Source organism: Rathayibacter festucae DSM 15932, assembly GCF_004011135.1.
Taxonomy (GTDB): domain Bacteria; phylum Actinomycetota; class Actinomycetes; order Actinomycetales; family Microbacteriaceae; genus Rathayibacter; species Rathayibacter festucae.
Genome location: NZ_CP028137.1, coordinates 426,945 through 441,035 on the forward strand (window position 1 = coordinate 426,945; position 14,091 = coordinate 441,035).

Genomic DNA, 14,091 nt, shown 5'->3' on the forward strand with positions numbered 1-14,091 from the left:
CGCCCCGGGGCATGCAGAAGCCGGCGGCCCCGCCCCGCGCCGCCCCCTCGGAGGAGAGGGGCGACGCGGAGTCGGGACCGCCGGCGGGACCGCTCAGGACGGTCGGTCGGTGCGGATCAGACGGCGACGGGGCGGGCCGTGGCCGGCTCCGGGACCTCGGCGACGATCGGAGCCCGCTTGATGCTCTTCGCGATGATCACGCAGACCGCCGTGACCACCATGCCGACGAGGATCGCGACCAGGTAGAGCAGCGGCTGCCCCACCAGTCCGGTCACCCAGACGCCGCCGTGCGGCGCGCGCAGCGTGGAGCCGAAGAGCGCGACGAGCGCGCCGGTGACGGCCGAGCCGATCATGGCGGAGGGGATCACGCGCAGCGGGTCGACCGCGGCGAACGGGATCGCTCCCTCGGAGATGAACGAGGCGCCCAGCAGGTAGGCCGCCTTGCCGTTCTGGCGCTCGGCGTCGGTGAACAGGCGCTTGCGGAGCGACGTGGCGAGGGCGAGGCCCAGCGGCGGCGTCATGCCGGCCGCCATCACGATCGCCATCACCTTGAACTGCACCGAGTTCGGGTCGCCGTCCGCGGGGACCGAGGCGAGCCCCGTGGTCGCGAAGGCGTAGGCCACCTTGTTGACCGGGCCGCCCATGTCGAACGCCATCATCAGGCCCAGGATGATCCCGAGGATGATCAGGTTGCCGCCGGTGAGGCCCGAGAGCCAGGCCGACAGTCCCTCGCTCAGCGCGCGCAGCGGGGCGCCGAGGACGACGAACATCAGGAAGCCCGTGATGAAGGTCGCGATCAGCGGGATGATGACCACCGGCATCAGCGACTTGAAGGCCGCCGGCAGCTTGATCCGCGAGATGTAGAGCGCCGCGTAGCCGGCGATGAAGCCGGACGCGAGGCCGCCGAGGAAGCCGGCGCCGACGGTGACCGCCACGGCGCCGCCGAGGAAGCCGGGCGCGATGCCGGGGCGGTCCGCGATGCCGAAGGCGATGAAGCCCGACAGCACCGGCACCAGGAACGCGAAGGTCGCGCCGCCGATCAGGAACATCACTCCGGCCCAGTCGGTGATGTTCGCGATGTTGAAGCCGTTGTCGATGATCTGCTGCGGCGTGTAGCTGACGATCTGGTAGCCGCCGAAGAGGAACGACAGTGCGATCAGCAGACCGCCCGCCGCGACGAACGGGATCATGTACGAGACGCCGGTCATCAGGTTCTGGCGGATGCGCGTGCCGACGCCGACCTTCTTCGGGGCGGCGGGCGCCGCGGCCGGAGTCGAGCGGGCGGCGGACGGAGCCGTGCCAGTGCCGCGCAGGGCGAGCGCCCGGTCGAGCACCTCGTCCGGCTTCGACAGCGCCTCGGCGACGCCGACCTGGAGGATCGGCTTGCCGGCGAAGCGGTCCTTGCCGCGGATCTCGAGGTCGGCGGCGAGGATGACGACGTCCGCGGCGGCGATGTCGCCCGCGGTCATCTCGTCCGAGCCGGCGGCGCCCTGGGTCTCGACGTGGATCGGGTAGCCGCGCTTCTTCGCGGCCTGCTCGAGCGCCTCGGCGGCCATGTAGGTGTGCGCGATGCCGGCGATGCAGCTCGTCACCGCGACGAAGCGCGGGGCGCCCGTCGAGGCGGCGGCGGGAGCGTCCTGGACCTTCGCGGCGGCGCGGTCGATGACGTCCGCGGCCTTGGCGAGCGCCTCCGAGGTGCCGACCTCGAGGGTCGGCTTGCCGGCGAAGCGGTCCTTGCCGCGCACCTCGAGGTCGGCGGCGAGGATCACGACGTCGGCGTCGGCGATCGTCTGGTCGGACATCGGGTCGGAGCCGGCCGCGCCCTGGGTCTCGACCTGGATCTGGTAGCCCTTCTTCTTGGCGGCCTGCTCGAGGGCCTCGGCCGCCATGTAGGTGTGCGCGATGCCGGCGATGCAGCTGGTGACGGCGACGATCTTCACGAGACGACGACCTCTCGGGCGATGATGTCCGCGACTTCCTGGCCGCTGGACGCGGCGCGGAGGGATCCGGTGAAGGACTCGTGGATCAGCTTGCGGGCGAGCTGGGCGAGGATCTTGAGGTGGGCCTGGTCGGCGCCGTCGGGGGCGGCGATGAGGAAGATCAGGTCCGCGGGGCCGTCCGGGGCGCCGAAGTCGACGCCGGACTTGGCGATGCCGACGGCGACGCTGGGCGAGACGACGTGCGAGGAGCGGGCGTGGGGGATCCCGATGCCGCCGGGCATGCCGGTGGCCATCTGCGACTCGCGGTCGCGGACGTCGGCGAGGAAGCCGTCGAGGTCGGTGACGCGGCCGGCGTCGGCGAGCGTCTTCGCGAGCTGCGCGGTGGCGTCGTCCTTCGTGGCGGCGGTGAGGTCGACGATGACCGTCGACGCCTCGGTGAGAGCAGTCATGCGCTCAGTTCTCCAATCGGGAGGGTGGGGTCGGGGTTCTCGACGACGGAGACGTCGTCGAGGCGGAGGGAGTCGGGACCCGGGGCTTCACTGCCCGGGAGGGTGACGGCGGCGGTGCCCCAGGCGACGGCCGTCCGCAGACGGTCCGCCTCCGAGGCGTCGGTCGCCGACAGGTAGCCCGCGAGGGTGCTGTCGCCGGCGCCGACGGTGCTGAGGGGCACGACGGGGGGTGCGCCCGCCCACCACGACGAGTCCGCCGTGACGAGGAGGGCGCCGTGCTCTCCGAGGCTCACGAGCGCTCGCGCGTCCGGGAGGCGGAGGAGTGTGCGGGCTCCGTCGACGACGTCGCCGACGGTCGCGAGGGAGCGGCCGAGGAGCTCCTCGAGCTCCTCGAGGTTGGGCTTCACCAGCGTCGCGGTGCCGGCCGCGATGATCGCGGTCAGCGGTGCTCCGGAGGTGTCGACGGCGAGGGGGACGCCGAAGTGGGTGGCGAGGCGGCCGAGCGCCGGGTAGAAGTCGTCGCCGAGTCCGGGCGGGACGCTGCCGCAGGCGACGAGCCAGCGCGGGGCGGAGACGACGTGGTCGCAGATCAGGTCCGAGAGCGCCTTCGCCTCCTCGGGCGTGACGGCCGGGCCGGGCTCGTTGATCTTGGTGGTGCGCCCGGTCGCGTCGTCGACGACGGTGATGTTGGTGCGGATCGGCTGCGCGATGGGCGCACTCGCCGAGGCGACTCCGGCCGCCTCGAGCATGGTGCGCAGGTCCAGGCCCGTGGAGGCGTCGGCCGGGTAGATCGCCGTGGCCTCGACGCCGTTGCGGGCGAGGGCCCTGGCGACGTTGACGCCCTTGCCGGCCGGGTCGCGGCGCACGCCGTGGGCGCGGTTGACCTCGCCGACGGCGAAGCCGCTCGTCGACAGGGTGACGTCGATGCTGGGGTTGGCGGTGACGGTGACGATCATGCGCGGACGACCTCCGGGCCGGCCGATTCGATGTCGTCGGCGAGCTCGTCGTCGACTCCTCGATCGGTGATGACGGTGTCGATCGCGGACAGCGGGGCGACGTGCCCGAAGTCCTGGCGGCCGAACTTGGAGTGGTCGGCGAGGACGACGACCCGGCGCGCGGCGGCGATGAGCGCGGACTTGACGACGGCCTCGTCGAGGTCGGGGGTGGTGAGCCCCCGCTCCCGGCTGATGCCGTTCGTGCCGATGAAGGCGACGTCCACCGAGACGGTGGGGATCACCTGGGCGACCCACGGCCCGACGGCGGCCTGCGTGACGCCGCGCAGGTGCCCGCCGAGCAGGTGCAGGTCGATGTTGGGCCGGCCGACGAGCGCCACCGCGACAGGGAGGGAATGGGTGACGACCGTCAGCCGGCGGTCCAGGGGGAGCAGCTCCGCGAGGCGGACCGTGGTGGTCCCGGCGTCGATGGCGATCGAGCCGCCGTCGGGGACCTCGGCCAGCGCGGCGGTGGCGATGCGGTCCTTCTCCGCGGCGAGGTGGCCCTCGCGGGCGGCGACCTCGGGCTCGATGCCCAGGCGCTCGACGGGGATGGCCCCGCCGTGAGCCCGGCGCAGCAGGCCGCGCTTCTCCAAGCTGGTGAGGTCCCGCCGGATCGTCTCGGGCGTGACCGCGAGGGACTGCGCGAGGTCGCGGACCTCGACCCGCCCGTCGGTGCGGGCGCGGTCCAGGATCGCCTGGTGCCGCTCCGGTGCGTACATGTGGACTCCGTCGTCTCGCGAGATGCTACGCCTCGTCCGCGGTGTCGGTGTCGACCTCGGATCTGCGTTTACATCTTTTTAGACCCGTTCGTGTCCGATGTCAACAGAAACGGACATGTTCGACAGACGTCGTCCCGCGCCGGGGCTCCGTCGGCCGCATCGGTGTCGAGGAGAGCGACTGTCGAGGAGAGCGACTGTCGAGGAGAGCGACTGTCGAGAAGAGCGACTGTCGCGGAGTCAGGCGGCCGCGTCGGCCAGCTCGTCCTCGAGGCGCGAGAGCTGCTTCTCCAGGCGCCGGCGCTTGAGCAGTGAGGCGTCCGGCAGGGCGGCGCGGAGGCGCTCGCGCTCCGCCTCGGCGAGGGTGCGGCGGGCGAGGCGCAGCTGCTCCTCGCGCTCGCGCTCGATCTCGTCCGGCGTGCGCTTGCGCGCCGAGATGCCGGCGTCGCTCATGCCCACCGAGATCCAGGAGGCGACGATCAGGATCACCTGGCAGACCAGGTTGAACCAGATCAGCAGACCGATCAGTACGGCGAAGGAGGCGAGCAGCGGGTTGCGCGAGGCGCCGCCGAGGAGCTGGGTTCCGAGGACCTTGAGTGCGCCGAGCGCGATCCCGCCCATCAGCGCGCCGACCCAGAGGTTCTTCCACGGGATCGGGATGCCGCTGAGGATCCGGAACGAGCCGGCGAGCGTCGCGGTGTCGAGCGCGAGCATGATCAGCAGGCCGACGACGGTGCCGGTGACCCGGCCGAGGGTCGAGTCGCTGCCGATCCCGAGGACGTCGAACGCGACGTCGACGAACGAGGTCGAGAAGACCGAGAGCGCCGCCGAGACGATCAGCACGGCGCCGAAGACGAGCGCGAGCCCCGCGTCCTTGAGCTTGAGCAGGACGAACAGGACGGTCGGACCGGGCAGGGAGAACAGGATCCGCACCGCCTGCCGGAGGCTGCCGAGGAAGTTGAGCGCCGTCCAGAGCAGACCCGCCGCGGCGATCACTCCGGTCCAGCCGAGGATCGTGGAGTCGAGCAGCGTGTCGATGGACACCAGCGCGTTCCTGTCGCCGATCAGCCCGGGCACCGAGCTGGTGAGCAGCTGCAGCAGCGAGTCGCGCAGCGCCGCGTTGTCGCGCAGGACGAAGCCGAAGACAGCGAAGAACACGAACAGCGCCGCGAAGATCGCGAACAGCGCCTGGAAGGCGAGCCCCGACGCGAACAGCGGCCCGCCGCTCTCGGAGTAGTGCAGCATCACCCGCACCGGCCTCGTCCGCATGATCCGCTCGAACAGCGCCGGGATGCCGCGCGGTGCCTCGGTCGCCGCCTCCGTCATGCCCTCCAGCGTAGAGGCGCCGGGCGCGGCTCCGAGACGCAGGCCTCCGCCGCCCTCGGCGGTGCGACCTCCGGCTCGCGGGATCGCCTCCGGCTCGTGGGCTGCCGCACATCCGACGTGCCGGAGCTGTTTCCGCGTGCCGGACCCCGGCGGCCCGACCTCCGGCTCTCGGAATCGCCTCCGGCTCGTGGAATGCCGCGCATCCGACGTGCCGGAGCAGTTTCCGCGTGCCGGACCCCGGCGGCCCGACCTCCGGCTCTCGGAATCGCCTCCGGCTCGTCGTCCTGCGCGCTTCTGACGAGCCGAAGCTCGTCTCGCGTGCCGAGACGCCGACGCCGTCACGTCCGGCTCGCGGAACGATCCCCGGCTCGTGGAATCGCGGACTCCCTGCGTGCCGGAGCTGTTTCCGCGTGCCGAAGCTCGGCCGCGGGACCTCCGGCTTGCAGAATCACCTCCGGCTCGCAGAATCACCTCCGGCTCGTCGCTCCGGCCGATTCCGAGGTGCCCGAGCACTTTCGGCGCGCTCGAATGCTCCCGCCCCGACCCTCGGCTCGCGGAACGCTCTCCGGCTCGTGGATTCGCGGACTTCCGGCGTGCCGGAGTTGTTTCCGCGTGCCCGACCTCAGCCGCGGGACCTCCGGCTCGCAGAAACACCTCCCTTCGTCTCGCCGGAGCCTGTTCCGTGTGTGCCGGGGTGAGTCCGTCCTAATCTCCGGCTCGCGGAATGACCTTCGGCTCGCGGGTGTACGGGCTTCCGGCGTGCCGGAGCGCGTTCCGCGTGCCAGGCGGACGCACCACAACCTCCGGCTCGCGGAATCATCTCCGGCTCGTGGAATCGCGTCCCTCCTGCGTGCCGGAACCTGTTCCGCGTGCCGGAGCGTCGGCACCGACGTCCGGTGGTCGCCCGACGACCTCGCCTGCCTCGAACGGTGCGCCTCTGGCTGTCAAGGGAGGCATCCTCGCGTCGGACGGGCGGGACTCAGCGGAGCGGGCCGCGCGCGCGGACCGCGAGGATGCTGTCGCGGGTGCGCGGCCAGTGATGCATCACGTCCGCGTAGGTGAAGCGGAGCGTCGTGTACCCGCGCTCGGCTGCCGCGCGGTCGCGATCCCGGTCTCGCTGGAAGGCGTGGGGGTCGTCGTGCCAGGCGCGACCGTCGATCTCGAGGAGCAGCCACCCGTCGATCACCAGGTCGACCCTGCCGACGCCGTCGATCTCGACCTGGATGTCGGACCTGATGCCGAGCAGATGCAGGCGGACCCGAGTGACGGACTCCGTCCCGGACTCCGAACGGGCGTCGACCAGCTCCGCGACGACGGCGAAGCGACGGGGCAGCGCCGCCAGCGCTTGGGCGAGAGCATCGGCCCCGACGAGACGCAGGCGCAGGCACGAATCGGCGACGGCGACGGCGAGCTCGAGAGGCTGGCAGAGGAAGACCTGGGTCAGCGCCTCGATGCGCGTCGTCCGGATGGAGCGGTACTCCGCCGGCCGTGCACGGCGACTCCAGTGCGTGACCACGTCGTCGCCGAGTTCTCGCGGACGAGGGCGCGAGCTGGAGGTGATGGCGAGGTGGAGTCGGGTGTCGGGCGGACGGAAGGCGCCCGCCTCCGCCAGCAGCGAGATGCAGGACAGCGACCCGCAGGCCTCCGCCGCGCGCAGCTCCTCCGCCGACGCGTGCGGCGACGCGTACCAGCCGCGTCTGATGCGGCGCAGCGCCCCCGATCGCACGGCGGCCGTGGCGTCGACGCCGACCGCGTGAAGGTAGCCGATGTGGTGCACTCCGTACTGCATGCGCCGACTCTGCCGTCGGACGGCGATCCGTGCGGACCTGATCGCCCGTTCGGTGGAGAGCTCGTGCTCACCGCCGACTGTGGAGGAGACGACCGAGGGTCGGCGCCGGGTGCGTCGGGCTCCCGATTCGGGGTCCGGCTCGTCGATCCGCCGTCGTCGGGCGTGCCGGAGCCGTTTCCGCGTGCCGGAGGTGGCGCGGGCGATGTTCGGCTCGTGATTCCGGGTCGGGCTCGTCGATTCGACGGGTTTCAACGTGCCGGAGCTGTTTCCGCGTGCCGGAGGTGGCGCGGGGCATGCTCGGCTCGCGATTCCGAGTCGGGCTCGTCGATCGGCAGGATTCGGGCGTGCCGGAGCTGCTTCCACATGCCGGAGGTGCCTCGCCGGGCCCGGGGACGACGAACGGCCCGCCGGATCCGAGGATCACGACGGGCCGAACTGGGGAGGAAGCGTCAGGCGCGGCCGCGGATGACGGCCTGCTTCACCTCGGCGATCGCCTGGGTGATCTGGATGCCGCGGGGGCAGGCCTCGGTGCAGTTGAAGGTCGTGCGGCAGCGCCAGACGCCCTCCTTGTCGTTGAGAATGTCCAGTCGGGCTCCGCCCGCGTCGTCGCGCGAGTCGAAGATGAAGCGGTGCGCGTTCACGATCGCGGCGGGGCCGAAGTACTGCCCGTCCGTCCAGAACACGGGGCAGGACGACGTGCACGCGGCGCAGAGGATGCACTTGGTGGTGTCGTCGAAGCGGGCGCGGTCGGCGACCGACTGCACGCGCTCCTTGCCCTTGGTCGGCGGGGTGTTCGCGATCAGGAACGGCTGCACCTCGCGGTAGGAGGCGAAGAACGGCTCCATGTCCACGACGAGGTCCTTCTCGAGGGGCAGGCCCTTGATCGCCTCGATGTAGATCGGCTGCGAGATGTCGAGGTCCTTGATCAGCGTCTTGCAGGCCAGGCGGTTGCGGCCGTTGATCCGCATCGCGTCGGAGCCGCAGATGCCGTGCGCGCAGGAGCGACGGAACGTCAGCGACCCGTCCTGGTCCCACTTGATCCGGTGCAGCGCGTCGAGGACGCGGTCGGTCGAGAACATCTCGACGTCGAAGTCCTGCCAGCGCGGCTCGGTGTCCTGCTCCGGGTCGAAGCGGCGGATGATGAACGTGACGGTGAACGCCTCCGGGGCCGCGGGGGCGGCGGGGGGCTGCTCGAGAGTGGCGGACGACACGACTAGTACTTCCTCTCCATCGGCTGGTACCGGGTGATCACGACGGGCTTCCAGTCGAGGCGGATGTGGTCGCCCGCGTCGGAGGAGTGGGCGTCACCGGAGAGGTACGCCATCGTGTGCTGCATGTAGTTCTCGTCGTCGCGCTTGGGGAAGTCGTCGCGCATGTGGCCGCCGCGGCTCTCCTTGCGGTTCCGAGCGGAGTAGACGACGACCTCGGCGAGGTCGAGGAGGAAGCCGAGCTCGACCGCCTCCAGGAGATCGGTGTTGAAGCGCTTGCCCTTGTCCTGCACCGAGATGTTGCGGAACCGGTCGCGCAGGCGCTGGATGGTGCCGGTGACCTGCTCGAGCGACTCGTCGGTGCGGAACACCTGGGCGTTCTTGTCCATCTCGTCCTGCAGCTCCTTGCGGATCGAGGCGATCCGCTCGGTGCCGGTGGCGCCGCGGAGCGAGGCGAGCATGTCGCGGATCGCGCCGGCGGGGTTCTCGGGCAGGGGAGTGAAGTCGACGGTCTGCGAGTAGTCGGCGGCGTTGTTGCCGCTGCGCTTGCCGAAGACGTTGATGTCGAGCAGCGAGTTGGTGCCGAGGCGGTTCGAGCCGTGCACGGAGACGCAGGCGCACTCGCCGGCGGCGTAGAGGCCGGGGACGACGGTGGTGTTGTCCGAGAGGACCTCCGCCTTGACGTTCGTCGGGATGCCGCCCATCGCGTAGTGCGCGGTCGGCATGACCGGCACCGGCTCGACGACCGGGTCGACGCCCAGGTAGGTGCGGGCGAACTCGGTGATGTCCGGGAGCTTCGTCTCGAGCACCTCGGCGCCGAGGTGGGTGCAGTCCAGCAGCACGTAGTCCTTGTGCGGGCCGGCGCCGCGGCCCTCCGCCACCTCCTGGACCATGCAGCGGGCGACGATGTCGCGCGGCGCGAGGTCCTTGATGGTGGGGGCGTAGCGCTCCATGAAGCGCTCGCCCGAGGCGTTGCGGAGGATCGCACCCTCTCCTCGCGCTCCCTCGGTGAGGAGGATGCCGAGCCCGGCGAGGCCGGTCGGGTGGAACTGGAAGAACTCCATGTCCTCGAGGGGGAGGCCCTTGCGCCAGATGATGCCGACGCCGTCGCCCGTGAGGGTGTGCGCGTTCGACGTCGTCTTGTAGATCTTGCCAAAGCCGCCGGTGGCGAAGATGATCGCCTTCGCCTGGAAGACGTGCAGCTCGCCGGTCGCCAGCTCGTAGGCGACGACGCCCGACGGCTTGTTCACGCCGTCGACCTCGGTCATCACGAGGTCGAGGACGTAGAACTCGTTGAAGAAGTTGATGCCCAGGCGGACGCAGTTCTGGAACAGCGTCTGCAGGATCATGTGGCCGGTGCGGTCCGCCGCGTAGCAGGCGCGGCGCACGGGCGCCTTGCCGTGGTCTCGGGTGTGCCCGCCGAACCGGCGCTGGTCGATCTTGCCGTCCTCGGTGCGGTTGAACGGGAGGCCCATGTTCTCGAGGTCGATGACCGCGTCGATGGCCTCCTTCGCGAGGATCTCCGCCGCGTCCTGGTCGACGAGGTAGTCGCCGCCCTTGACGGTGTCGAATGTGTGCCACTCCCAGCTGTCCTCCTCGACGTTCGCGAGGGCGGCGGCCATGCCGCCCTGCGCCGCACCGGTGTGCGAGCGCGTCGGGTAGAGCTTGGAGATGACGGCGGTCTTCGCCTTGGGCCCGGCCTCGATCGCGGCGCGCATGCCCGCTCCGCCGGCTCCCACGATCACCACGTCGAACTGGTGGTAGTGGACGCCGTCGGCGCCGAGGGTCTGGGTGAAGGCGCTCTGATCAGCGCCGCCGCTGTGGACGTGGCCTGGTGTGCTCACTGGGTGACTGCTCCGTTGAACGGGGTGGAAGGGCGGGAGTGGGGGAGGGGCGCTCCCGGTGGCGTGGCGGTGCCGCGCGGACGGACCGCGCGGCACCGGGCGCTTAGGCGGCGCAGAAGGAGGGCAGCAGGCTCGGGTCCCCGCCGGTGGGGCAGGGGTTGAAGCCGAAGACGACGTAGGTGCCGAGCGCGATCAGCGCGACGACCGAGACGACGATGCCGCCCTTGAAGACGCGGGCCAGCAGCGGCGAGGTCGCATAGTCGTTCACGAGCGTGCGCATGCCGTTGCCGCCGTGGATGAGCGCGAGCCAGAGCATCGCGACGTCCCACCACTGCCAGAACGGGTTGGCGAGCTTGCCGCCGACGAAGCCGAAGTCGATGGCCTTGATGCCGTCGCCGAGCAGCAGGTTGAAGATCAGGTGCCCGAAGATCAGGACGATCAGCACGACGCCGGAGGCGCGCATGTAGATCCAGCCCCACTTCTCCCAGTTGGTGCCGGAGGAGCGGGTCGGGACGTGCGGAGTCCGCGGTGCGGCGACGGTGCTCAATGGGCACCTCCCTCGCTGAAGACGTTGATGAGGTGGCGGGGCGCGAAGCCGAGCATCAGCACGACCCACAGGCCGATGACGACCCAGAAGAGCAGGCGCTGGTTCCGGGTGGCCCAGCTCCAGAAGTCGACGAGGATGATGCGCAGGCCGTTCATGGCGTGGAACGCGATCGCGGCCACGAGGCCGGTCTCGCCGAGGCCCATGATCGGGTTCTTGTACTGGGCGATGACCGCGTTGTACGCCTCGGGGCTCACGACGATGAGGGCCGTGTCGAGGACGTGCACGAGGAGGAAGAAGAAGATGGCGACACCGGTGATCCGGTGCAGCACCCACGACCACATGCCTTCGCGACCGCGGTAGAGGGTTCCGGCCGGACGGCGGATCTTCCCCTGCTTCCGGGGTGCGAGGGTTTGAGCAGCTGAAACTGACACGAACAACCCTCCCTGGTTGACTGCTCCGTCGGCCTGACCGGACCCGCGACTCGAGGACGCGGGCGGGGCGGAGGAGCGGCGAGAACACTCGCTCGACGATTCTAAGCGCCGGGCCCGGTCGCCGCGGCTTAGGCGAGCCTTAGCTGCCGCGGGCCATCGACACGGGTGCGCCGACCGTCGCGTAGTGCGCGAGGAGCTCGTCCGTGAGCGCGCTCCAGGTGCGGTGCAGCACGCGGCGCCGGCCCGCCTCGCCGAGCCTCGAGCGGAGCCCCGGATCGTCCAGCAGCCGCTCGACCTGCCGACGCAGATCGGAGTCGCTCTCCGGCGCGTAGAGCAGCCCGTCCACGCCGTGCTCGATCAGATCGGTCGGGCCGCCGGCGTGCGGGGCGACGACCGCCGTGCCCGAGGCCTGCGCCTCCTGCACGGTCTGGCCGAAGGTCTCCTCGGTGCCGGTGTGCACGAAGACGTCCAGGGCCGCGAAGACCGCGGGCAGTCGCTCCCCGTCGAGCCGTCCGAGCATCCGCGCCGAGGAGCCGAGCGCCGCCGCGACACGGGAGGAGGAGGGGCCGTAGCCGCCGACGACCAGGTCCGCGCCCGGAAGAGAGGAGAGGGAGGCCAGGCGCTCGACGCGCTTCTCGGGGGAGAGGCGGCCGATGTAGCCGACGAGCGCGTCGCCGGGGGCGACCGGCGCCCGCACCTCGGCGGCGTAGGGGGAGGAGCGCATCCGCGGGTGGAAGCGGTCGCTCTGCACGCCGCGCCCCCAGAGCGCGGTGCGCTCGATGCCGGCCGCGGCGAGGTCGTCGAGCGCGCTGGTCGAGGGGGCGAGCGTCAGGTCGGCGCCCGCGTGGATCTGGCGGATCACCCGCCAGGCCAGGGCCCGGGCACCGCGGATCCCGTAGCGGGCGGCGAAGCGCGGGACGTCGGTCTGGTAGATCGCGACGCTGGGCACCCCGAGCCGGTTCGCCGAGGCGATGGCCCGCGCCCCCAGAAGGAAGGGCGAGGCGACGTGCACGACATCGGGTTCGAAGGCGGCCAGCTCGCGGGTGAGCGCCAGCGTCGGGATGCCGACGGGGAAGTCGCGGTAGGCGATCGCCGGGTGCTCCACGACGCGGTGGCCGGCGTAGTGCCCCGGCGCGCCCGCGGCAGGACAGACGACGAGGGCCTCGATCCCGCGCGCCGCGAACTCGTCGAGGACCCGGAGGACGCTCGTGGTGACACCGTTCAACGACGGGAGGAAGCTCTCCGTGACGACCGCGACTCTCACCCTCCGGACGCTACGGGCGCCGTGTGAACGCGGGAGCGCGCCCGGGTGAACGGACGGACACGTCCGGGCGCCCTTGTATCCTGCGGACATGACATCACCTGAGACCGATGGCCGCGCCCCGCTCGACCGCTTCTACAGCGTGATCCCGGCAGGCGGGATCGGCTCGAGGCTGTGGCCGCTCTCCCGGGCCGACGCCCCGAAGTTCCTGCACGACCTCACCGGCTCGGGCCAGACCCTGCTCCGCGACACCTGGGACCGCCTCGCCCCGATCTCGGGTGCCGACCGGATCATGGTCGTCACCGGCCGTGCGCACCGCGCCGCGGTGGAGCAGCAGCTCGAGAGCCTCGAGGACCTCAACGTCGTCCTCGAGAGCGAGCCGCGCGACTCCTCCGCCGCGATCGGCCTCGCCGCCGCGATCCTCGAGCGCCGCGAGCCCGGCGTGATCATCGGCTCGTTCGCGGCCGACCACGTGATCAGCGGTCAGCACCTCTTCCACGACGCGGTGGCCGAGGCGGTCGTCGCCGCCGACGCCGGCTTCATCGCGACGATCGGTATCACGCCGACCGAGCCGGCGGTGGGCTTCGGCTACATCCGCACCGGCGACCACCTCGGCATCGAGGGCGCCGCGCACACGCTCGCCGTCGACTCCTTCGTCGAGAAGCCCGACGCCGACACCGCCCGCACCTACGTGCAGAGCGGTCAGTACCTCTGGAACGCCGGCATGTTCATCGCCCGCGCCGACCGCCTGCTCGAGGAGCTCGGTCGCTCGAAGCCGAAGCTGCTCGCCGGCCTGCTCGAGCTCGCGGAGGCGTGGGACACCCCGGAGCGCGGCGCGGTCGTCGACCGCATCTGGCCGGGCCTGGAGAAGATCGCGATCGACTACTCGGTCGCCGAGCCGGCCGCCGCGGAGGGCAAGCTCGCCGTCGTCCCCGGCCACTTCTCCTGGGACGACGTCGGCGACTTCGCGTCGATCGCGAAGCTGCACGCGAGCGGCCTGCGCTCCGACCTGGCGATCCTCGGCGAGGACGCCCGCGTCCTGGCCGACTCCGCCACCGGCATCGTGGTCAGCGGCGGCAATCGCACCATCGCGCTGATCGGCGTGAAGGACATCGTCGTCGTCGACACCCCCGACGCCCTCCTCGTCACCACCACGGAGAACGCCCAGAAGGTGAAGGGCGTCGTCGACGCCCTCCGCCTCTCGGGCCGCACCGACGTCCTGTAGCCGATCGTCGCGAGATCCGTCGTCCTGGAACAGATGGATCTCGATACGCCCTCCGCGAGGGCTACTCGATCAGCATGGCTGGAGGCAGCCGCGCTCGACCCCCTGTGGTCGAGTAGCCGCGCAGCGGCGTATCGAGACCGCCGTCCCCAGCAGGGCGGTTCTGCAGACTCACGTTCTGACGTCTGTGGATCTCGATACGCGCGCGCCGCGCGCTACTCGATCAGCATGCCCGCGCGACCGTGCGACCGCGCGCCCTGAGGGCGCGCGCCGTGAGCAGCTGGTAGTGCCTCTGGCCGGACATGTGCCCTCCGCGGCGCGGGCCTCCCGGACTCCCTCGCCCGAAGGGTCGAGGGCCGCGAG

The 14,091-nt window shown here is 71.4% G+C and carries 12 protein-coding genes; 1 reads left to right on the forward strand and 11 read right to left on the reverse strand.

Going from position 1 to position 14,091, the window contains the following annotated elements; genetic code table 11:
* Positions 1-116: 116 nt before the first annotated feature.
* From C1I64_RS02110 to C1I64_RS02165, 11 genes are all read right to left on the reverse strand, one after another.
* Positions 117-1,940, reverse strand: a complete 1,824-nt coding sequence (locus tag C1I64_RS02110) for a PTS fructose-like transporter subunit IIB (protein WP_208645075.1) — start codon at positions 1,938-1,940, stop codon at positions 117-119.
* Positions 1,937-2,389 carry a PTS sugar transporter subunit IIA gene (locus tag C1I64_RS02120; protein ID WP_123733891.1) on the reverse strand — a complete coding sequence of 151 codons (453 nt, stop codon included), beginning with the start codon at positions 2,387-2,389 and terminating at the stop codon, positions 1,937-1,939. Before C1I64_RS02120 ends, C1I64_RS02110 begins: the two co-directional genes overlap by 4 nt.
* Complete coding sequence (locus C1I64_RS02125; protein ID WP_127886057.1) at positions 2,386-3,345, reverse strand: 1-phosphofructokinase family hexose kinase; 960 nt, start codon at positions 3,343-3,345, stop codon at positions 2,386-2,388. The genes C1I64_RS02120 and C1I64_RS02125 overlap by 4 nt, the downstream gene beginning before the upstream one ends.
* Complete coding sequence (locus C1I64_RS02130) at positions 3,342-4,103, reverse strand: DeoR/GlpR family DNA-binding transcription regulator (protein WP_127886058.1); 762 nt, start codon at positions 4,101-4,103, stop codon at positions 3,342-3,344. Before C1I64_RS02130 ends, C1I64_RS02125 begins: the two co-directional genes overlap by 4 nt.
* A gap of 237 nt (positions 4,104-4,340) precedes the next feature.
* The gene (locus C1I64_RS02135; protein WP_127886059.1) at positions 4,341-5,426 is read right to left on the reverse strand and encodes a YihY/virulence factor BrkB family protein; all 1,086 of its coding nucleotides are present in this window, start codon (positions 5,424-5,426) and stop codon (positions 4,341-4,343) included.
* Between the two features lie 979 nt (positions 5,427-6,405).
* Positions 6,406-7,215 carry a DUF559 domain-containing protein gene (locus C1I64_RS02140; RefSeq protein WP_127886060.1) on the reverse strand — a complete coding sequence of 270 codons (810 nt, stop codon included), beginning with the start codon at positions 7,213-7,215 and terminating at the stop codon, positions 6,406-6,408.
* Between the two features lie 449 nt (positions 7,216-7,664).
* Positions 7,665-8,426 (reverse strand): succinate dehydrogenase iron-sulfur subunit, encoded by a 762-nt coding sequence (locus C1I64_RS02145; protein WP_123445284.1) that lies wholly within the window; start codon positions 8,424-8,426, stop codon positions 7,665-7,667.
* Positions 8,427-8,428: 2 nt separating this feature from the next.
* Positions 8,429-10,171 (reverse strand): succinate dehydrogenase flavoprotein subunit, encoded by a 1,743-nt coding sequence (gene sdhA / locus C1I64_RS02150; protein ID WP_243587270.1) that lies wholly within the window; start codon positions 10,169-10,171, stop codon positions 8,429-8,431.
* Between the two features lie 199 nt (positions 10,172-10,370).
* The gene (locus tag C1I64_RS02155; RefSeq protein ID WP_123702562.1) at positions 10,371-10,814 is read right to left on the reverse strand and encodes a succinate dehydrogenase hydrophobic membrane anchor subunit; all 444 of its coding nucleotides are present in this window, start codon (positions 10,812-10,814) and stop codon (positions 10,371-10,373) included.
* Positions 10,811-11,245, reverse strand: coding sequence for a succinate dehydrogenase, cytochrome b556 subunit (sdhC, locus tag C1I64_RS02160; RefSeq protein ID WP_127886061.1), 435 nt, complete (start codon positions 11,243-11,245; stop codon positions 10,811-10,813). The genes C1I64_RS02155 and sdhC overlap by 4 nt, the downstream gene beginning before the upstream one ends.
* A 139-nt stretch (positions 11,246-11,384) precedes the next feature.
* Positions 11,385-12,509 carry a glycosyltransferase family 4 protein gene (locus C1I64_RS02165; protein ID WP_123445288.1) on the reverse strand — a complete coding sequence of 375 codons (1,125 nt, stop codon included), beginning with the start codon at positions 12,507-12,509 and terminating at the stop codon, positions 11,385-11,387.
* Positions 12,510-12,597: 88 nt separating this feature from the next.
* On the opposite strand from C1I64_RS02165, the gene C1I64_RS02170 reads away from it, so the two are divergent.
* Positions 12,598-13,731 (forward strand): mannose-1-phosphate guanylyltransferase, encoded by a 1,134-nt coding sequence (locus tag C1I64_RS02170; RefSeq protein WP_123445289.1) that lies wholly within the window; start codon positions 12,598-12,600, stop codon positions 13,729-13,731.
* Positions 13,732-14,091 lie beyond the last annotated feature (360 nt).